Raw genomic sequence first — 20,602 nt, forward strand, 5'->3', positions numbered from 1 at the left:
AAAAACGAATGAAATTGAATACGGTGTTGACAAGAACATTAGGTTTACTAATGCTTCTATTTGTCTTCTTTTCTTGTGAAGACGATTTTCTGGAGGTGGGAAGCGGTTTAGTTGATGACAGCAACTTCACTTCGGGTAACGAGAGTTATCCGGTAACTGCATATAGCGAGCGTTTTTTTGATTCTTTAGGCGTGCAAACAAATGGACTTAGTGCCGGCGTTTTAGGTTATTATCAAGATTCAATATATGGTTCTACTACCGCTTCGACACTTAGTCAAGTGAGTTTGAGTACTTATAATTCTACTTTTGGAACCAATCCGGTTGTTGATTCGGTGGTTTTTACAATGCCCTATTTTAGCACCGGAAGCGTAAATAGTGAGAATGAGACCGTTTACGAACTTGATTCGGTTTACGGTTCAGATCCTATTCGTGTTACGGCATTCAGATCTAATTACTTCTTGAATTCTAATAACGGACCTGATTTTGAAAACGGCGCGGTATATTATTCTAATGATTTAACTGAATTTAATGGGGTGGAAGGTGATACGCTTATGCAGCAAACCTTTGTTCCATCTAATGAAACTGTGGTGACCACAGTGCCGGCTACCACAGACGGAGAGGATGATGAGGTGACCAGTAATTCACCTAGATTACGCATTCGTCTTGATGAGACTGCTTACGGTGAAACGTATTGGCAAGAAAATATTTTAGACCGGGGAGGCGAAGATGTACTGTTTAATGCCAATTCGTTTAGAAATTACTTTAGAGGGGTTTATTTAAAAGCCGAGCCGGTAAATGGTAGCGGTTCTTATTTTCTCTTTGACAAAGCCAATACTTCTATCGCGATTTACTATACTTCGGGAGAAGAAGATTCAAGAAATCAATCAAGTGTGACTTTAAGCCTCGCTGGAAACGGTGTGGTTGGATATCAGAATGATTTTAAATCTGAGATCAAAACAGAACTGACCGGTGTTGATAAAGAGAATGGAGAAGAAAATCTTTATCTAAAAGGCGGTCAGGGAAGTATGGCTGTTATTGAGCTGTTTGAAGATGTAGATGATGACGCTAACGGAATTCCCGATGAGCTTGATGCGCTGCGTGCGCAACCTCGTCTTATTCGAGAAGCTAATTTAGAATTTTTTGTAGATCAAGATAAGATTCAGCAATATGCTGGCGCTTCAGTATCTGAGCCGCAACGCGTTTATATTTATGACCTGGAGACCAACTTGCCTTTGCGTGATTTTTCAGGTGATGCTACGACCAGTTCGTCAGGAACAATCACGGCGGTTGGAACTACGCATTTAGGTCCGTTAGAAACTGATGATAACGGGCAAGGTGTGAGCTATAAAATCAGAATCACAGAATTTTATAAAGAATTGCTAGATCCAGAAAATGATACTCCAACAACCAAACTTGGCTTAGTAGTAACGCAAAATGTACTTTCTATAGCTACCGCTGCAATAGAAGGTAAAATGGATAGTGATATTCCTAATAGAGTGCCTTATGCTTCGGTAATTGCTAATCGCGGAACTATTCTCTACGGAAGCAGTGTAAATGTTCCTGAAGCAAAACGACTGAAGCTAAAAGTTTTCTATTCAGAAGCTTCAAATTAATATCATTTTATGTGCGGAATTGTAGGTTACATTGGTCATAGACAAGCCTATCCTGTTGTGATAAAAGGCTTGCAACGACTGGAGTATCGCGGTTATGACAGCGCCGGGGTCGCTTTGTTTGATGGCGAAGAGATTCAACTGTGTAAGACAAAAGGTAAAGTAGATGACCTCAAAACTAAGGTTGAGTCAACCATTACTGCCGAAGGTACTTTGGGTATTGGTCATACGCGCTGGGCAACACACGGGGTTCCTAATGATGTTAACTCACACCCACATTTCTCAAATTCCGGAGATCTAGTCATTATTCATAACGGGATCATCGAGAATTATGATGCTATAAAGCAAGAGTTGACCAAGCGTGGGTATACCTTCAAATCTGATACAGATACAGAGGTGCTGGTTAATCTTATTGAAGATGTGCAGCGCAATCAAAAAGTCAAATTAGGTAAGGCAGTTCAGATTGCTTTAAACGAGACCGTGGGCGCATACGCCATTGCGGTTTTTGATAAGAAAAAACCAAACGAAATTGTCGTCGCTCGTTTGGGTAGTCCGCTTGCGATAGGTATTGGGGAAGATGAGTATTTTATTGCTTCAGACGCTTCTCCTTTTATTGAATATACAAACAACGCACTTTACTTAGAAGACGGTGAGATGGCTATTGTGCGCAGAGGTAAAGAGGTGAAAGTTTTCAATATTCAAGATGACGCACTGGTAAGTCAGCCTTACATACAAGAATTAAAACTCAATCTTGAGCAGATAGAGAAAGGAGGATATCCTCATTTTATGCTTAAGGAGATCTACGAGCAGCCTCAAGCGATACGTGATACGTTTAGAGGACGTATGCGTGAGAATAAGGGAGTTATCAAGATGGCTGGTGTAGATGATCATATTGATAAATTCATCAATGCAAAACGTTTAGTAATTTTAGCTTGCGGAACCTCTTGGCACGCAGGGCTAGTTGCTGAATATATCATCGAAGAATTGATGCGCGTACCTGTTGAGGTAGAATATGCGTCAGAATTTAGGTACCGCAATCCGGTTATTGACAAAGATGATGTGGTGATCGCTATTTCTCAAAGTGGTGAAACCGCAGACACTATGGCTGCGATGAAATTGGCTAAAGAAAAGGGAGCTTTTGTTTTTGGTGTATGTAATGTAGTAGGATCGTCGATCTCTCGAGAGGCACACGCCGGCGCATACACCCACGCCGGTCCTGAAATCGGTGTTGCTTCAACAAAAGCATTTACCACGCAAATTACAGTGCTTACGTTATTAGGATTGAAAGTAGCGAAAGCTAAAGGACGTATTTCAACTTCAGACTTGCATATGCATCTTGAAGAGTTACGCCTGATCCCTGAAAAGGTAGAGGAGGCGTTAAAAAGCAACGAACACGTCAAGGAGATCGCTTCAGTATATAAAAATGCTTCTAACTGTTTGTATCTAGGTCGCGGATTCAATTTCCCCGTTGCTTTAGAAGGCGCTTTAAAACTTAAAGAGATTTCATACATCCACGCAGAAGGTTATCCTGCAGCTGAGATGAAGCACGGCCCAATTGCGCTTATTGACGAGCATATGCCAGTGATTGTTATTGCTACGCGCCGCGGTCATTATGATAAAGTGGTGAGCAATATTCAGGAGATCAAAAGCCGTAAGGGAAAAATTATCGCAATTGTTACTAAGGGTGATGTAACGGTAAAAGGGCTTGCAGATCACGTGATCGAGGTTCCTGAAGTGATGGATTCTATGTCTCCGTTATTAACTACGATTCCGCTTCAATTGTTATCGTATCATATCGCGGTTATGCTTGGTAAAAACGTTGACCAGCCTCGTAATTTGGCTAAAAGTGTCACGGTAGAATAGCTGATTTCGCATAAAACACAGGTGTTTTTAGTGGGCTGTAATTCTGTGGTTTATCAAGTGTTTTTATGCTTTTGTTAACGCTGAAGAAATTCAATAAAAGTCTTTTAGGTTTTTAAATATTAAAAACTATCTTTGCACGACGAAAAAAATAAGGGATATTTAGGTTTGTTTTGTTTTTTTCGGCTACATATTTTGCTAAACATTAAATAGTTAAGAATGTCAAAAGTTACAGGTAAAGTTGCCCAGATTATCGGCCCTGTTGTAGATGTTGAATTTGCAAACAATGCAGATCTTCCAAAAATTTATGATTCGCTAGAAATTACAAAAGCAGACGGAAGCCTTTTAGTACTTGAGGTACAATCGCACGTTGGTGAGAACACGGTAAGAACGATCGCGATGGATTCTGCTGATGGTTTGAGCAGAGGTGCAGAAGTAGTTGCTACTGGAGCGCCAATTCAAATGCCTATTGGTGACGACGTTTACGGGCGTTTATTTAATGTAATTGGTGATGCTATCGACGGTATTGGTGATCTTCCTAAAGCAGGAAAAGACGGTCTTCCAATTCACCGCGAAGCACCAAAATTTGAAGATTTATCAACTTCAACCGAAGTTTTATTCACTGGTATCAAAGTTATCGACTTGATTGAGCCTTACGCAAAAGGGGGTAAAATTGGTCTTTTTGGTGGTGCAGGTGTTGGTAAAACCGTATTGATTCAGGAGTTGATTAACAATATTGCAAAAGGTCACGGTGGTCTTTCTGTATTTGCCGGAGTAGGTGAGCGTACGCGTGAGGGTAACGATTTACTTCGTGAGATGCTTGAGTCTGGTATTATTAAATACGGTGAAGACTTTATGCACTCTATGGAAGAAGGCGGTTGGGATCTTACTAAAGTTGACAAGGCTGCAATGAAGGAGTCTAAAGCAACTTTCGTATTCGGTCAGATGAACGAACCACCGGGAGCACGTGCTCGTGTGGCGCTTTCTGGTCTTACTATCGCTGAGTATTTCCGTGATGGAGCAGGAGACGGTCAAGGAAAAGACGTTCTTTTCTTCGTTGATAACATTTTCCGTTTTACGCAAGCAGGTTCAGAGGTGTCGGCACTTTTAGGTCGTATGCCATCTGCGGTAGGTTACCAGCCTACACTAGCAACCGAAATGGGTGCGATGCAAGAGCGTATTACTTCAACTAAAAAAGGTTCTATTACATCTGTACAGGCGGTTTACGTTCCTGCGGATGACCTTACTGACCCGGCACCGGCTACAACCTTTGCCCACCTTGATGCAACAACAGTACTTTCTCGTAAGATTGCTGAGCTAGGTATTTATCCTGCGGTTGACCCGCTAGATTCTACTTCTCGAATCTTAACTAAAGAAATTCTTGGTGCAGATCATTATAACTGTGCTCAAAACGTAAAAGAGCTTTTACAGCGTTATAAAGAATTACAAGATATCATCGCGATTCTTGGTATGGAAGAACTTTCTGAAGAAGATAAGCTTGCAGTAAGCCGCGCACGTCGTGTACAGCGTTTCTTATCACAGCCTTTCCACGTAGCAGAGCAGTTTACCGGTATTCCTGGAGTATTGGTTGATATCAAAGAAACTATCAAAGGTTTCAATATGATTATGGATGGTGAATTAGATCATCTTCCAGAAGCAGCATTCAACCTTAAGGGTACTATTGAAGAAGCGATCGAAGCTGGAGAGAAAATGCTTGCGGAAGCATAAAAAATGATTTCATTTCCACGAAGGTGGAAATCTTATCGTATTGATTTGAATAGTTTTCCGCCTACGCGGAAAAGATAAATGAAAATTTTATGCATTTAGAAATAGTAAGCCCTGAAGCAACCTTATATAGCGGAGAAGCTACTTCGGTTATTTTACCGGGAACTGACGGAGCGTTTCAGTTGTTAGACAATCACGCAGCTATCGTTTCTCTTTTAGAAGAAGGTGTTGTGAAAGTTAAAGGAGCTACGCTTTCAGATAAAGCTAAAAAACATTTCACTGCCGGTAAAGAAGCTGGTGAGTTTGTACTCGCTATCAAATCTGGAACGGTTGAGATGAATGATAATAAAGTAATCGTTTTGGCTGATTAAGCTGAAATAAATTAAAATAGAGAAGCGCTTAATTCTACTGAATTAAGCGCTTTTTTTATTGGCACTGTTAAGGTATTTTAGCGCATATGAAGTCTGCACATACACTGGTTTTGAATCAAATGAACCGATCCCTGCTCGTTAGGGTTTTAGCTGCGCTGTTATTTACATTTGCCTGCTTTTTGCTTTTCCTCATCTATTTTATCACCTTTAGAATAGGTTATGATCTAAGTAAGGAAAGTGATTTTGTAAATTGGGGAAAAGACCTTAAATCAGTGTTGCTTTTTCTAACCCTTGCTATAGGTGCAGGTTTTTATTTAGCAAAGCGAAAGCGGATCATTTTCAACACCAAAACTCATAAATACAAGGTTGAATATTATTTAGGACCGTTTTATTGGGGCCATTGGTCTGATTACGAAGCGCTGAAAATGGTTGGGATCTTCAAGAATTCAAAAGGGATCTACGAAGTGAATATTTGGTTTACGAATTCGAGACATTTAAAATTTGAACGATTTCACAATGAAGAAGATGCGCTAGCCGAAGCAAAATATATTGCTGAACTATTTACTCTTAAAGTGTGGAATGCTTCAGACCCTAAAAAGGGATATTATCTAGATTAAAAGCTAATTTCAAAAACGGCTACCGCTCTTACAGGAGATCCGGTGCCGCCTCTTATTTTAAGAGGAAGCGCAATAAACTGAAACCTACCACGGCCTACCAACTTGTGCAAGTTGATCATATTTTCATAATGAGTAAAGCCTAAGGCGCCACAAATTTTGTGAACCTCAGTATTCGATATTTTTGGTACTCCTGGTGACATGGTTTCTACACCAAAAGCTGCAATTTTCAAACTTCCTAAATATTGGGCTGCCTTGGCGGTGATTCCGGGGCCTTTGGCCCAGTTTTCGGTATTAAAGTGTTTTCGGTAATGGTCTGTGCAAAGAAGCACAGTGTCTCCTTTTTTGATGCTTACATCAGCTTTCAGGCAAGCTTCTTTAATGTCTTCGGTTGTGATGAGTTCTTGCAAACCTTTATGCGAAAAATCAAGACAGATTCCTTCGGTAAAGAACATCGAGAGCGGCATTGTATCAATGGATTGGCCAGCATTCTTTCGATCCATATGATTGAGCGCATCTACGTGTGTGCCGGTATGCTCACTCATTGTGATTTGATGCACGCTGGGTGTTTGCGTTGTAGAATTTTCGTCCCCATCCCATTGCTCGTGTGTTGCGTAAACCCGCATAGAAACCGGTGACAGACTTTTGTACACCGGCATCCCGTCATAGATTTCTTGACTCAGGTCTATTATTTCTTTGCCAGCCATTTTTCTCGGGTTTGTATCGCCGATTTTTTAGCATCAGGAGCAATGCTTATTGTATATGTGGGATCGGCAGTAAGTCTAACTTGGGTTGTAAATACTTCACCAAAGCGCTCAAAGGTAACCTGAAGCACATCGTCAATATTCTTGCTGTTAAGCAAGTCTTTAAATGCGTCATTAGAATTCATTGCAATACCATCTATGCTGGTGATCACATCGCCTTTATCTAGGTCTGCTTGATAAGCCGGACTGTCTTTAAACGTATTTTTAGAGATTTCTAGTCCGTTCTCGGTTGCTTTAAAGGAAGCTCCAAAGTAAGGCTTCTCAGAAGCGCGATCCAATTGTAAGCCAACCTGCTCAAAAAGGTTTTTGTAGTTAGGCATTTCACTTTTGTAGATATATTTTCCGAAGAAATCCTGTGCAAATGCTGCACCTGCATAATCAGCAAGTGTAGCTTCAATATCTTTAACGGTATAGGCAACTTCGGTCTTTCCGAAGCGTTTCCACATCAATTGCATAAATTCGTCCAGATTCAAATTCTTTTCGCGTAAGCTTAGATCTAAAGCCAGGCCTAAAACACTTCCGTAAGAATAATACGAGATAAACATATTCTCGCGATTCACAGGATCAACCGAAGTCGCCGCATCTACAAAAGGCGCTTGATTGCTCATTTCAATAGGATTGAAATACTGTAAAGCAGGCGAATTCCAAACATAATTAAAGGTGCCGTTCAATCCGTTTACATAATCTTCGGCGCTTATAACTCCGGCACGCTCCAGAATCAAGTTGGTATAATAGCTCGTAAACCCTTCAGCAAACCAAAGGCAATCGCTCATATTGGCTTGATCAAATTGAAAGGGCTCGAGGTCTGCGGGACGTATACGCTCCACATTCCAGCTGTGGAAAAATTCGTGAGATACAGTACCGATATTGCCGGTCATTCCACCATTAGCAAGGGTTTCGGTATCTGTGAGAATGGTGCTGTTGCGGTGTTCCATCCCATCTCCCGAAACGTTAGGCGCATAACACGCAAGAAAAGTGTACTCGCCAAAATCATAGTTTGGCAACTCTCCAAAAACTGCTTTTTCCTGCAAAACAATCGCTTTTACCTTTTCCCAGTAGGTATCAAAATCACTCTCAGGATCAGGATCGTGTAATACAAATTTGATGGTTTGCCCATCTACCTTAAACTCGCGCTCTCGCAAATTGCTTATTTCCGTAGGGCTGTCCATAAAATAATATAGATTAGGGGAAGAAAAGGTATTGCCTTCTTCGTGCTTTAATTGAGTGGCGACCTTCCAGTCCAGATCTTTTCGAGCATCTAAAGTGATCTCGATGGGGCGTTCCTGTAAAGTTTCTGCATACATAAAGGTTGCCGGCATATTCAGGTGCGCGTGAGTAAGATCTACTTGAGAGTACGTCCCGCCACCGCGATTAGCAAAAAGAATATATTCTACGTTGATCGTGCCGTCTGTATTGGTGATGATCCAGCTGTAGGGGTCATCACGTTTGATATTTAGGATTTCACCCGCTCCGTTTGTCGCTTTAAAACCGTACACATTCTTAGCGAACTCGTGAATGGCATAACGCCCAGGAGAAGATCTGCTCATCTGTACCCGTAAAGTTTTTGATTTCACTTCCGGAAATGTGGCTTTGACGATAGCTTCGTGGTGCACGGCATTGTCAAAAGATATTTCGTAAGAATTGGTTTGCGCCTGTAGTGAAAGGCTTAGAAAAAGGAATGCAATCCAGAGTTTCATTTAAAGGAAATTTAGAATGAGCTTTAAAAGTACTCAAACCGCAGCAAAACTAATCCTCGGAATACTCCAAAATATCTCCCGGTTGGCAATCTAAAGCTTTGCAAATTGCTTCCAGAGTTGAAAAACGCACCGCCTTGGCTTTCCCTGATTTTAGGATGGAAAGATTAGCTTCAGTAATGCCTACCATTTCTGCCAGCTCTTTGCTCTTCATATTCCTATCAGCTAATACCTGATCTAAGTTGATGATGATGGGCATAGCTAGACGGTAAAATCGTTTTCTTCTTTCAGCTTTAGCGCTCTTGCAAAAGCATCGCTCAGCAGCAAGAACAATACGCCTAAAATGAGTAAGAACAGGAGTAGACTCAAATTTGAAGTTCCAAATGTGATGCTGATCGTTCCTTCATTCGTTAGTAGCGCATTTATTCCTACAAAAACCAACGAGCCCAGTCCGCAAGCTGTAAAAAATTGACCGACTTTCTTTGTGCTTTTGATAACTTCTGATGAGAACAGCTTCTTTTTAAGGAGTTGACCTGCGAATTTTCTCAGTTGAAAGAAACCGGCAAAAAACAACAAGAAAAGTATAAAAAAGCAAATCGTAAAAATTAGGGCTCCGGTTCCAAAACCTTGTTCGGTATAGGGGATGTTTACTTTAATAATGCTCTGCTGAGGGAAAATTAAAATATACAGGATTGTCCCTGGAAAGAATACCACAATGGGTACCATCAGGTAAAAGGCCAAGTCAATAAGCCCTTTAAAAATAGAATTCAATTTCATTTATTATTGTTTTTCGATAACAAATATAAAATAATTATTGAAAAACAATAATTTATTGGCGCCGCCAAAGGGTTAATATTTCGAGGCTTGCCCTGAGATAGTTTTCCTTCACTTTTGTTTCTACCCAAACTGTATCTTTGCCCAATGCTGCCCAAAAAATTACAAGAGAAACTCAATCAACGTCGCGAAACAAATGCCTTGCGCCAACTGAAAACACTCGATGTTGAGCTGGTTGATTTTTCATCTAATGATTATCTGGGGTTTTCTAAAAATTCGACTATTTTTTCTCGTGCAGGCGAAATTTTAAAAGAGCATAATCTAGAACAAAACGGTGCTGCCGGTTCGCGACTACTTTCGGGAAATCATAAATTGTATGAGCTGACCGAACGTTTTATAGCTAAAACACACAAGGTGGCAGCAGCGCTGATCTTCAATTCGGGTTATGACGCCAATGTGGGATTTTTTGGATCTGTGCCACAGCGCGGTGACGTGATCTTGTATGATGAATTTATTCACGCCAGCATCCGTGACGGAATCCAAATGAGTCACGCAAAAGCCTATAAATTCAAGCACAATGATTTAGAAGATCTGGAGCGGCTTTTGGCTAAACAGGATGAGATGCTGAAACATGTTCAGCATGACGCGTATGCTATCTACGTGGTCACAGAGTCGGTTTTTTCAATGGATGGAGACAGTCCTGATCTTTTAAAATTGGTAGAGCTATGCGAGCAGTTTTCAGCTCAGATTTTTATAGATGAGGCGCACGCTATTGGAGTTTTTGGTACAGGGATCATCGATGACCTCGGGTTGGGGAATCGTGTTAGCCGACTCGTAACTTTTGGTAAGGCGATGGGCTGTCACGGCGCAGCGATTTTAGGTTCTGAAACCTTAAAAAGTTACCTCGTTAATTTTGCACGAAGCTTGATCTACACCACTGCATTGCCACCACATAGTGTGGCAACCATTTTGGCTTCTTATCAACACGCGGTTTCTGATTCAAAATTGCCGAATTCCGCTTTAAAAAAACTGCGTGAAAACATTCAATTCTTCCAAGCAGAAATCAAAAAACAGCAACTTCAGGAGTTTTTTATTAAGAGTGATTCAGCGATACACTGTGCGATTCTTCCGGGTAATGCGCGCGTGAAGCAAATTTCGACTGAATTTTTAGAAGCAGGATTTGATGTGAAAGCCATTCTTTCGCCCACGGTTCCGACAGGTCAGGAGCGCTTGCGAATTTGTTTACACAGTTATAATTCTCAAAATGAGATAAAAACCCTGCTTTCGCTTTTGGCAAAATCTTTAAAATGATCTTCTGTAGATAAAGTTCGCCGCTGTACCTTTGCGGTACTATGGAAAAACAAACATTCTTTATCACAGGAATTTCTACGGAAGTTGGAAAAACAGTAGCTTCGGCAATTGTAACCGAAGCTTTGGAGGCCGATTATTGGAAGCCTATTCAGGCAGGCGATTTAGACTATTCGGATACGCACAAAGTCAAAGAATTTATTGCTAACGGTAAAACTGTTTTCCACGAAAACGCCTTTAAGTTGCATACGCCTATGAGTCCGCATGCGGCGGCAGACATCGATGGCGTTTCCGTAAAAGCTTCAGAAATCAAAAGACCGGAAACCGAAAATAATTTGGTTATTGAAGGAGCCGGCGGATTGCTTGTACCGATTAGTGAAACCGAAACGATTCTCGATTTGATTCAGCCGGAAGATAAAGTGATCGTTGTTTCGAGACATTATTTGGGAAGCATCAACCACACGTTGCTTACGATTGATAAACTGAAGCAAGCCGGTAAAACTATTCACGGAATTCTGTTTAGTGGCGAAGAACATCCCACAACCGAATCGGTCATTGCAAAAATGAGCGGTGTAGCCATTTTAGGTCGAATAGATGAAGAGCCTTATTTTGATAAAATGGTGATCAAAGAATATGCAGAGCTTTTGAGAGCAATTTTGCAGTAAGCTGAAGTTTCTAACACAAATCCTAGAATTTTGAATCTAACAGAACGCGATAAACAACATATTTGGCATCCTTTAACGCAGCATAAACTGCATCCTGAAGCAAAACCTATTGTGAAAGCAAAGGGCGCATTGTTGTACGATGAGGAAGGTAAAACCTATGTAGATGCTGTTTCTTCCTGGTATACGGCAATGTATGGGCATTGTAATGATTTTATTGTCAAGCGGGTGCATCGTCAAATGCAGCAGTTGGATCAAATCATTTTCAGCGGATTTACCCACGAGCCGGCAATAGAACTTTCTGAAAAACTGATGGCGATCTTACCTGACAATCAGCAGAAGTTGATGTTTAACGATAACGGTTCTACCTCTACCGAAATAGGTATCAAAATGGCCTTGCAGTATCACCACAATAAAGGTCAAACCCGCAAAACGCTTTTGGCTTTTGAAGAAGGTTTTCACGGGGATACGTTTGGGGCAATGTCTGTAAGTGGTTTGTCGGTATATAACGGTCCGTTTGAGGAGTTTTTTATTGATGTAAAGCGTATTCCGTTGCCTACTGCAACTAATCAGGAAGAACTTTTAAAAGCTATTGAAGCATTTCACGCAGAAACTCCGCTTGCAGGATTCATCTACGAACCATTAGTACAAGGTGCAGCAGGGATGAAAATGTATCAGGCAGCGCATCTCGAGCCAATTTTACAGAAGTGTAAAGAACTTGGTATTATTTTGATCGCTGATGAGGTGATGACCGGGTTTGGTAAAACCGGAAGCTTTTTTGCTTCAGATTTTATTGAAGTAAAGCCTGATGTTATTTGTCTTTCAAAGGCACTGACCGCCGGTTTGGTGCCTATGGGCGTCACCACCTGTACACAGGCTATTTTTGACGCGTTTTATGATGATGATATTGGCAAAGGCTTGTTTCACGCGCATACCTATTCGGCGAATCCTATTGCTTGTGCTACTGCAATTGCTGCGCTCGACTTGCTTCAGTCTGAAGAAATTCAGCAGAACATAAAACAGATTCAAAGCTGGCACGCTGCGTTTGCTTCAGAGATTGAAAAGCATCCCAAAGTGCATTCCACTAGACAACAAGGAACCATTTTCGCCTTAGAGCTTGATGTGGCGATGGAGCGCTACGGAAACCTTCGTTATCAAATTTATGAGCGCTGTATGACTGAAGGCGTATACTTGAGACCGTTGGGATCAACCATTTATATTTTGGCGCCTTTTGTGACTACTCAAGAGCAAATGCAGAAGGTTTACGCTGCGATTAAAAAGGTTTTAGACAGTTTCTAATAAGCTCCTTGATCCAACTGGTTTTGGTTTAAATTGATAAGCTCTCCCGTATTATCAACTTGAACTTCAAAAATCTCGTAGATCAACGCATCATCACTTCCTGAGGTTTTTACGCGTAAGGTTGCGGTACCGTTAGGTCCTTCAATAGGAATGGTCGCTTCGCTGGTTTTGAGTCCGTTTTTGTAGTTCACCGAGTAACTACCCATTCCATCTTTGGTTATGGGTTCGCCAAGCGCTTCTAGTACTTGCGGGTTGCTTTTTGCGATTTCCAGAGCATCATTGCCGCCGCTGTCATTTTGAACACTTTTCACAAAGCCAAAAATGGCACCACCAAGAACCAAAACACCTATAACGATGAAGGTGAAACAGCCTCCTACGGGCACGACCCATTTCCAATTTCTTGACCACCAGCTGCGTTCTTCCGTTACGAGTTCGTTCATCTTAACTTCTTTTTGATTGACGCTACTAAACTAAGTGTTTTTGATCATTCTCCATTTTTGATGCCTTATTTTTGCAGCAGATTAAATGATTTTCTGTCTTCCTTTTGGGAAACAGCAATAGAATAATATCTGCGGTGCAGATAAAGATTGAAGATGTGAAGCACGTGATCGCAATTACCGGAATGGCTGCAATTTCAGCAGCAGATACCACTAAAAACCAGCTTGGAAAACATGCCCTATCCTACGAGGCCGAGCTTGAGGCTTGGGTTGGTAAACTTCCGTCAGCGCTTAAAGCTGAGATTGAAGCCATTCGTGCTGAAAACCGAAATTATCAAGCTTTGGATGCTTCGGTGTTGTATGCGATGTACGTCTCAAGATTAGCGACGCAACAAGCGGGATGGCAACAAGGAAGTGATTTTGGGATCAACATTGGGTCATCACGTGGTGCGACGCAGCTTTTTGAGCAATATTTTGAGCATTTCCTTCAAAATAATAAAAGCGAACCATTGGCTTCTCCAACGACAACCTTGGGAAATCTTTCTTCTTGGGTTGCTCAAGATTTACAAAATAATGGTCCGGATATTTCCCACTCCATCACTTGCTCAACGGCTTTGCATGCGATGCTAAACGGCGTTGCTTGGTTGCAAGCCGGGATGTGCGATAAGTTTTTGGTTGGTGGTAGTGAGGCGGCATTGACGCCGTTTACCATAGCACAGATGAAAGCCATCAAAACCTACTCGCGAGCTTCTGCAGATGCACAATTTCCGTGTTTAGCTTTGGATCTCGATAAAACTGAAAATACAATGGTTGTGGGTGAAGGTGCTGCTGCAGTTTGTCTTGAAAAAGGAAAGAATGAAAATGCACTGGCGTATATCACCGGTGTGGGCTATGCGACCGAAAAGCTCAAACACGCGGTATCGATTTCTGCCGAAGCGCAATGTTTTCAAAAGTCGATGCGTATGGCGATTGAAGATGCTTTTGGAACTGGTCAAGATGATGAGATTTCCGTATTCGCGGAAATGAAAAATGACGATCAGATTTTGACCTTCGCGGAAATGTCCAAGCAAGTTGATGCTGTGGTGATGCACGCACCGGGAACGATTGCTGGTGATAAAACCGAATATCTAGCCATCAAAAAAATATTTGGAGAACGTCTTCCGTTATTAACAACCAATAAGTGGAAGATTGGGCACACCTTTGGGGCGAGTGGTTTGCTCAGTTTTGATACAGCGATGCACATGGTTCAACATGGCGAATATGAGGAAGTTCCTTTTATTTCGGTGCAAAAGCCACCTCAACAAATCAAAAATATCTTGGTTAATGCGGTGGGTTTTGGTGGCAACGCTGTGAGTATTTTAGTAAGCAAGGCGTAGTTTGCACTATTTATAAACAACATATTTAGTATTTTTGAAACCGCTTCCAGAACTTAAACTTCAGAGCGTTTGATTTTGAAGATTTAGGTTTAAGTAAAAAATTGAATTACATGAGACACAATTGGACCCGCGAAGAAATTCTAGAGATTTATAATAAACCGTTGATGGAATTGCTTTACGAAGCCGCAACGGTACATCGTGAGTTTCACGACCCAAATACGGTACAGGTTTCCACATTACTTTCTATAAAAACAGGGGGTTGCCCAGAAGATTGTGGGTACTGCCCGCAAGCAGCCCGATACCACACTGATATTGAAGGCAACGACTTGATGCGAGTAAGTCACGTAAAAGCGCAAGCCTTACGTGCAAAAGCGGCCGGTAGCTCACGCGTTTGTATGGGTGCTGCCTGGAGAAATGTAAAAGATGGTGAAGAGTTTGATCAGGTTTTAGAAATGGTGCGTACCATAAATAAACTGGATATGGAAGTGTGCTGTACGCTAGGTATGATTACCGAAAATCAGGCGCAGCGTCTGGCTGAAGCCGGTTTGTATGCTTACAATCATAACTTAGATACGTCAGAAGATTATTATAAAGATGTGATTTCTACACGCGCCTTTCAGGATCGTTTAGATACGATAGGCAATGTGCGTAAAACTAACGTCACGGTATGTAGTGGAGGAATCATAGGAATGGGAGAAAAAGTAGAAGACCGCGCAGGAATGCTGGTAGCGCTGGCTACTTTAGATCCACAGCCAGAGAGTGTGCCTATCAATGCGCTTGTAGCAGTTGAAGGAACTCCGATGGAAGATATAGAACCTATTTCTATTTGGGAAATGGTGCGTATGGTTGCCACTACCCGTATTGTAATGCCGCAAACCCAAGTGCGACTAAGTGCAGGACGTACACAGATGAGTAGAGAAGGGCAGGCTATGTGTTTCTTTGCCGGAGCAAATTCGATTTTTGCGGGTGATAAATTGCTTACCACACCTAACCCTGATGTGAACGAGGATATGGAAATGTTTAAGCTTCTAGGTTTAAATCCGCAAGCGCCTTTTGTGAAAAAAGCACAACCGGAAACTGTTGAAGCAGCAGATTCTCAACATTTGCCTAAAGGCGAAAAACCAAAATGGTCAAGACCGGGGCATACCATTCCGCGTAATGAAGAAGCGAAAGCAAAGGCTAAAGCTTAATTAAATTTAGAGCATACTTGAAACTTACCGAAATACATAGGGTAAAAAGCATTACCAAAGCGGAGTTTGTAAAAAACTACCTAAAGCCACAAAAGCCGGTGGTTATAGAGAATCTCATAGGAGATTGGCCGGCGTATGACAAGTGGAGTTTAGATTATATCAAAGAGGTCGCCGGCGATAAAGAAGTGCCGCTCTATGATGATCGTCCGGTAACGCACGAAGATGGTTTTAATCAGGCACACGCCAAAATGAAAATGGCAGATTATGTAGATCTGTTGAAGCGTGAACCTACCAATTATCGTATTTTCTTGTATAATATTATGAAGGAAGTGCCTTCGCTTAAGAAGGATTTTAAATTTCCGAAGATAGGATTGCGTTTAATCAAGCAGATCCCGATGGTGTTTTTTGGGGGTGAGAACTCTAAAGTATTTATGCACCACGACATTGATTGGGCCAATATTTTACACTTTCATTTCCACGGAAAAAAGCGCTGTATTTTATTTCCGCCAGATCAAACCGAAAACCTGTATAAAGTACCACACTCCTTGATCACAAGAGAGGATATTGATTTTGACCATCCTGATTATGATAAATTCCCGGTGCTTAAAAAAGCTGAAGGTTTAGTGTGCGACCTGAAACACGGGGAAACTTTATATATGCCTGAAGGCTATTGGCATTATATGAAGTATGTAACGCCCGGATTTAGCATGAGCTTGCGTGCATTGCCAAGAAAGCCTAAACACCTCTTACAAGCCGTGTATAACGTTTTTATCATGCGTCATTACGATAACCTAATGCGTCGCCGTAAAGGACAAGCTTGGATTGATGAGAAAAATGAGCGTGCTATTGCGGAAACTCATAAAAAACACGGGTTGGCGGTTTAAGGAATCAACGCTTTAGCCTTTTCATAAACCCAATCTCCCGGCCAACCGCGATAGAGGAGGTAATCAGCTAATTTTTTACGCTTTTTGTATTTGTCTTTTTCGGTGAGTTGGTCAAAGCGTTTTTGAGCTAGAGCGTCAAACGTATTTCGGTATTCTTCTTCGGGGATTTCGGTAAAGGCTTTGTTGATGAGGTAATTGCCTATTTCGCGTTGCTTCAATTCTTGTTTGATGCGGTTTTTCCCCCATTTTTTATGACGAAATTTTCCACGAGCAAAACTACGGGCAAAGCGTTCTTCATCTAGAAATTTATGCTGGAGTAAGTGGTAAATGATCACGTCTACAGCATCGGGTATCATTCGCATTTGAATCAACTTTTCACGCACCTCTTTGTGACAGCGATCTTGATAGGCGCAATAGGCTTCAAGCTTGCGCTTGGCTTCTTCTACAGTGTAGGTTTTTGTAGGTTGTTGATTCAAAATTCCAAGTTGAGAATTCAAATTTAAGGTCTTTTTAATCCACTACATACCAATTTAGTTCAAAGCTTCTAATTTTTCTCCCTTTGGGAGAAATGCCCGTCAGGGCAATGAGGGTCCAATAAAAAACCCCCACCGTTTGCACGATGAGGGTTGTTTCAGTTTATCTAATTTCTTTCCCGTCTTTTGTAAAACGGTACTCGAGATACGTGTAAGCATCTCTGGGCATTATTTTAACCCATTTTTTATGTTCTAAAAACCATTTAGAACGTACTGAAGGGAAGCCTTTTGTCAAGAAGGCTGCTATAAACGGATGCGTGTGTAACGTGATCTTTTTATAGTCTTTTTTGAATAGTTTGATCAAATCTGCTTGTATGCGATTTACAACACTAATAGGCGCTTCGATCTCACCGTCTCCGTTAGGGTCTTTTTCGCGAGTTTTTATATTCATCTCGGGACGCACACGTTGACGTGTGATTTGTATAAGACCAAATTTACTAGGCGGTAAAATTTTATGCTTGGCACGATCGTCGCTCATCTCATCACGTAGGTGATTAAACAGTTTTTTGCGATTTTCGGCTTTGCCCATATCGATAAAATCTACCACTATGATCCCACCCATATCGCGCAGACGTAGCTGTCGTGCGATTTCGGTGGCAGCGATCAAATTCACTTCTAAAGCAGTGTCTTCCTGACTTTTTGCTTTGCTCGAGCGGTTACCGCTATTTACATCTATTACGTGAAGGGCTTCGGTATGTTCTATTACCAGATAGGCTCCTCTACTCATAGAAACGGTCTTGCCAAACGAAGTTTTTATTTGACGCTCTATGCCGTGTTTTTCATAAATAGGCACAGTGTTTTGATAGAGTTTTACGATACTTTCTTTATTAGGTGCAATCTCTTGCAAGTAGTCTTTGATTTGGTAGTACAATGTTTCATCATCTACGCAGATGTTTGTAAACGAGTCATTAAAGAGGTCTCTTAACATAGAAGAGGCTCTATTCATCTCGCCTAAAACTTTACTGGGCAAATGAGCATTGTGTAATTTTTTACACATGGCGGTCCAGCGGTCCACCAAGTTTTGTAGATCTTTGTCTAGCTCTGCAACCATTTTTCCTTCAGCGACGGTGCGTACAATCACACCAAATCCTTTGGGGCGAATGCTTTGCATCAAGCGTTTAAGTCTTGCTTTTTCTTCTCGTGATTCAATTTTTTGAGAAATAGAAATTCGGTCAGAAAAAGGAACGAGAACCACATATCTCCCGGCGATAGAAAGCTCACTGCTAATTCTTGGGCCTTTAGTTGAGATGGGTTCTTTTACCACTTGAACAAGAATTGACTGGTTAGATTTAACAGCATCTGCTATTTTTCCGTTTTTGTCAATATCTTTTTCTGTAGGAAAGTTTTTTAAGGAAAAATCCTTGAGTTTACCTGTGCTTACACGTTTTACAAATTTCAAAAGAGTGGGAAGCTGAGGTCCTAGATCGTGATAGTGCAAAAATGCATCTTTCTCGTAGCCCACATTGACAAATGCGGCGTTAAGACCAGAAACCGTTTTACGTATTTTAGCGATAAAAATATCACCTACGCTAAACTGGTTATCTTCCTCATCCTTATGTAATTCTATTAGTTTACCATCTTTTAAAAGGGCAAAATCAACTGAAGTGGAACTGGATCGAATTATTAATTCATTATTCACGCTTCATTAAATTATATCCACAGCATTATCCATAACGGATTGCTGCAAAAGATTAAACATTATTTTTCACAGGAATTTGTGTTTGCGATAGGAGGGTCTGCTTTTCTAAAAACTTAGAAAACGGCTCCTGATGTCAATGAACGGTATTATACTAAACGTATAATAAAAGAAAAAGTAGTGCTAGACTACTTTTTCTTCTTGTGACGGTTAGCACGACGACGTTTTTTACGCTTGTGCGTCGCTACCTTGTGTCTTTTTCTTTTCTTACCACTTGGCATAAGAATTCAATTTAAAATTAATAGTTAGTTTTCGTCTACAGATACGTTTGACTTAACACCTTCAACAAATACCTTTGCAGGTTTAAATGCAGGGATGTTATGAGCTGGTATCTTGATTGTAGTATTCTTAGAAATGTTACGGCCGGTTTTCTCAGCACGAGTTTTAATGATAAAACTTCCAAAACCTCTTAGGTAAACATTGTCACCACCTTCTAAAGAATTCTTTACTTCAGTCATGAAGGTTTCAACAGTTGCTTGTACATCGTTTTTCTCGATTCCTAGTTTCTCAGAAATTTTGGCAACAATATCTGCTTTTGTCATTGCTTGTTATTTTAGGGGGTTAAAAATTTTCAAGGGTGCAAATATACATATTAATAAATCAATATTTCAAGCGTAAAAGATTAAAATATAACTAGATAAACGGTTAATTTGACCAAAAGGTATTTTTTGTGTTAAACTTTTCTAAAAAACTCATACACTGGTATTTACAAAATAAGCGTGAACTGCCCTGGCGACAAACTCAAGACCCTTATAGCATTTGGTTGTCTGAAATCATACTTCAACAAACGCGTGTAGAGCAGGGAATGCCCTACTATTTTAGCTTTGTGGAGACCTATCCTGACGTAAAAGCACTGGCTGCTGCTCCAGAAGACGATGTGCTTAAGCTTTGGCAGGGATTGGGCTACTACTCAAGGGCTAGAAACCTGCACGCCACGGCAAAAAAGGTAGCTTATAATCTTGATGGTGTTTTTCCGGATACGTATAAAGAATTAAAGAAGCTTAAAGGAGTGGGTGACTACACCGCCAGTGCCATCGCTTCTATATGTTTTAATGAAGCAACTGCTGTGGTTGACGGTAATGTATATCGCGTACTATCTAGAATTTATGGGATAGAGACTCCTATTAATAGTACACCCGGGGCAAAAGAATTTAAAGCTTTGGCTCAGGATCTTATAGATAAGAAGGATCCTGCTACGTTCAACCAAGCGATTATGGAATTTGGCGCCACACAATGTAAGCCGAAGAATCCGTATTGTTTGCATTGCCCTTTCAGCGAAAGCTGTGTCGCTTTTCAGCAAGGAAGGATTACCGATTTACCCGTTAAGAAAGGAAAGGTCAAAGTGCGGGATCGCTTTTTTAATTATTTGATCTTTATCACACCTCAAGGTGAAACCCTGATTCAACAACGTAAAGAAAAAGGAATTTGGCGCGGACTATTTGACTTTCCGCTTTTAGAAACGGAAAAGGACTTGCTGGAAGAACACTTTCGCGAAAGCGTAAACAAGTTGATGATCTTGGGAAAAGATAAACCGGTCAAATTTGATGCGTTGCCAGTAGAGGAGATTATTCTGCAACAACGAGCGCCTATTATACATAAGCTATCGCATCAAAAGCTACACGTGAAATTTTGGGTGGTAAAGCTTAGTGAAGCATCTGGTTTGCAGACGATCGCTTATGAGCGTCTAGATGATTTTGCAATTCCGCGAGTAATAGACCGTTTTTTAGAAGACTTTGATTTTAAAGACTTTTTAGAATAAAATCAAGAATTTTGACCCGTATTTATTGTGAGGTGTTAACGCCATT

General features: G+C 41.0%; 20 protein-coding genes. 12 read left to right on the top strand and 8 right to left on the bottom strand.

Annotation, left to right across the window (positions count from 1 at the left end):
- The first annotated feature begins 8 nt into the window (after window positions 1-8).
- The 5 genes from LDL79_RS08045 (at window position 9) to LDL79_RS08065 (ending at window position 6,183) form a co-directional block, all read left to right on the top strand.
- The gene (locus LDL79_RS08045) at window positions 9-1,613 is read left to right on the top strand and encodes a BamH family beta-barrel-assembly machinery protein (protein WP_225599845.1); all 1,605 of its coding nucleotides are present in this window, start codon (window positions 9-11) and stop codon (window positions 1,611-1,613) included.
- A gap of 9 nt (window positions 1,614-1,622) precedes the next feature.
- The gene (gene glmS, locus LDL79_RS08050; RefSeq protein ID WP_225599846.1) at window positions 1,623-3,473 is read left to right on the top strand and encodes a glutamine--fructose-6-phosphate transaminase (isomerizing); all 1,851 of its coding nucleotides are present in this window, start codon (window positions 1,623-1,625) and stop codon (window positions 3,471-3,473) included.
- A 216-nt stretch (window positions 3,474-3,689) separates the two neighbouring features.
- Window positions 3,690-5,198 carry a F0F1 ATP synthase subunit beta gene (atpD, locus tag LDL79_RS08055; RefSeq protein ID WP_009778532.1) on the top strand — a complete coding sequence of 503 codons (1,509 nt, stop codon included), beginning with the start codon at window positions 3,690-3,692 and terminating at the stop codon, window positions 5,196-5,198.
- An 89-nt stretch (window positions 5,199-5,287) separates the two neighbouring features.
- Window positions 5,288-5,566, top strand: a complete 279-nt coding sequence (locus tag LDL79_RS08060; protein WP_009778533.1) for a F0F1 ATP synthase subunit delta/epsilon — start codon at window positions 5,288-5,290, stop codon at window positions 5,564-5,566.
- An 86-nt stretch (window positions 5,567-5,652) separates the two neighbouring features.
- Window positions 5,653-6,183, top strand: a complete 531-nt coding sequence (locus LDL79_RS08065; RefSeq protein WP_225599847.1) for a hypothetical protein — start codon at window positions 5,653-5,655, stop codon at window positions 6,181-6,183.
- On the opposite strand, the gene LDL79_RS08070 is transcribed toward LDL79_RS08065, so the two are convergent.
- Genes LDL79_RS08070 through LDL79_RS08085 form a run of 4 tightly spaced genes read right to left on the bottom strand, consistent with a single transcriptional unit; the run spans window position 6,180 to window position 9,415 of the window.
- Window positions 6,180-6,887, bottom strand: a complete 708-nt coding sequence (locus tag LDL79_RS08070; protein ID WP_225599848.1) for a cyclase family protein — start codon at window positions 6,885-6,887, stop codon at window positions 6,180-6,182. The genes LDL79_RS08065 and LDL79_RS08070 overlap by 4 nt on opposite strands.
- Complete coding sequence (locus LDL79_RS08075) at window positions 6,869-8,641, bottom strand: M61 family metallopeptidase (RefSeq protein WP_225599849.1); 1,773 nt, start codon at window positions 8,639-8,641, stop codon at window positions 6,869-6,871. The genes LDL79_RS08070 and LDL79_RS08075 overlap by 19 nt, the downstream gene beginning before the upstream one ends.
- 49 nt (window positions 8,642-8,690) lie before the next feature.
- Complete coding sequence (locus tag LDL79_RS08080; protein WP_225599850.1) at window positions 8,691-8,897, bottom strand: helix-turn-helix domain-containing protein; 207 nt, start codon at window positions 8,895-8,897, stop codon at window positions 8,691-8,693.
- A 2-nt stretch (window positions 8,898-8,899) separates the two neighbouring features.
- Window positions 8,900-9,415 (bottom strand): DUF2975 domain-containing protein, encoded by a 516-nt coding sequence (locus LDL79_RS08085; RefSeq protein WP_225599851.1) that lies wholly within the window; start codon window positions 9,413-9,415, stop codon window positions 8,900-8,902.
- Between the two features lie 144 nt (window positions 9,416-9,559).
- Here LDL79_RS08085 and LDL79_RS08090 point away from each other — a divergent pair, with 144 nt between their 5' ends.
- The 3 genes from LDL79_RS08090 to bioA are packed head-to-tail and all read left to right on the top strand — an operon-like array spanning window position 9,560 to window position 12,681.
- A complete protein-coding gene (locus tag LDL79_RS08090; protein ID WP_225599852.1) occupies window positions 9,560-10,723 on the top strand; it encodes an aminotransferase class I/II-fold pyridoxal phosphate-dependent enzyme in 1,164 nt (387 codons plus the stop codon).
- 41 nt (window positions 10,724-10,764) lie between these two features.
- Window positions 10,765-11,385, top strand: coding sequence for a dethiobiotin synthase (gene bioD, locus LDL79_RS08095; protein WP_225599853.1), 621 nt, complete (start codon window positions 10,765-10,767; stop codon window positions 11,383-11,385).
- A gap of 30 nt (window positions 11,386-11,415) precedes the next feature.
- The gene (bioA, locus tag LDL79_RS08100; RefSeq protein ID WP_225599854.1) at window positions 11,416-12,681 is read left to right on the top strand and encodes an adenosylmethionine--8-amino-7-oxononanoate transaminase; all 1,266 of its coding nucleotides are present in this window, start codon (window positions 11,416-11,418) and stop codon (window positions 12,679-12,681) included.
- Here the strand turns inward: bioA and LDL79_RS08105 are convergent.
- A complete protein-coding gene (locus tag LDL79_RS08105) occupies window positions 12,678-13,121 on the bottom strand; it encodes a cytochrome c oxidase assembly factor Coa1 family protein (protein ID WP_225599855.1) in 444 nt (147 codons plus the stop codon). The two genes, bioA and LDL79_RS08105, sit on opposite strands and share 4 nt — an antisense overlap.
- A 134-nt stretch (window positions 13,122-13,255) precedes the next feature.
- On the opposite strand from LDL79_RS08105, the gene LDL79_RS08110 reads away from it, so the two are divergent.
- The 3 genes from LDL79_RS08110 to LDL79_RS08120 all read left to right on the top strand — a co-directional run bounded on the left by LDL79_RS08110 (window position 13,256) and on the right by LDL79_RS08120 (window position 16,568).
- A complete protein-coding gene (locus LDL79_RS08110; RefSeq protein WP_225599856.1) occupies window positions 13,256-14,494 on the top strand; it encodes a beta-ketoacyl synthase N-terminal-like domain-containing protein in 1,239 nt (412 codons plus the stop codon).
- A 110-nt stretch (window positions 14,495-14,604) separates the two neighbouring features.
- On the top strand, window positions 14,605-15,684 hold the full coding sequence (gene bioB / locus LDL79_RS08115; RefSeq protein ID WP_394372622.1) for a biotin synthase BioB: 1,080 nt from the start codon (window positions 14,605-14,607) through the stop codon (window positions 15,682-15,684).
- Window positions 15,685-15,701: 17 nt separating this feature from the next.
- Window positions 15,702-16,568, top strand: coding sequence for a cupin-like domain-containing protein (locus tag LDL79_RS08120; RefSeq protein WP_225599858.1), 867 nt, complete (start codon window positions 15,702-15,704; stop codon window positions 16,566-16,568).
- Here the strand turns inward: LDL79_RS08120 and LDL79_RS08125 are convergent.
- From LDL79_RS08125 to LDL79_RS08135, 3 genes are all read right to left on the bottom strand, one after another.
- Entirely contained in the window at window positions 16,565-17,065 is a 501-nt protein-coding gene (locus LDL79_RS08125) for a regulatory protein RecX (RefSeq protein ID WP_225599859.1), read from the bottom strand. The genes LDL79_RS08120 and LDL79_RS08125 overlap by 4 nt on opposite strands.
- 139 nt (window positions 17,066-17,204) lie before the next feature.
- Entirely contained in the window at window positions 17,205-18,740 is a 1,536-nt protein-coding gene (locus LDL79_RS08130; RefSeq protein WP_225599860.1) for an Rne/Rng family ribonuclease, read from the bottom strand.
- Window positions 18,741-19,042: 302 nt separating this feature from the next.
- Complete coding sequence (locus LDL79_RS08135; RefSeq protein ID WP_009778552.1) at window positions 19,043-19,339, bottom strand: HU family DNA-binding protein; 297 nt, start codon at window positions 19,337-19,339, stop codon at window positions 19,043-19,045.
- Window positions 19,340-19,467: 128 nt separating this feature from the next.
- Here LDL79_RS08135 and mutY point away from each other — a divergent pair, with 128 nt between their 5' ends.
- Entirely contained in the window at window positions 19,468-20,556 is a 1,089-nt protein-coding gene (gene mutY / locus LDL79_RS08140; RefSeq protein ID WP_225599861.1) for an A/G-specific adenine glycosylase, read from the top strand.
- Window positions 20,557-20,602: the final 46 nt, after the last annotated feature.

Origin of the sequence: Leeuwenhoekiella palythoae (assembly GCF_020310025.1) — a bacterium.
Lineage (GTDB): Bacteria > Bacteroidota > Bacteroidia > Flavobacteriales > Flavobacteriaceae > Leeuwenhoekiella > Leeuwenhoekiella palythoae.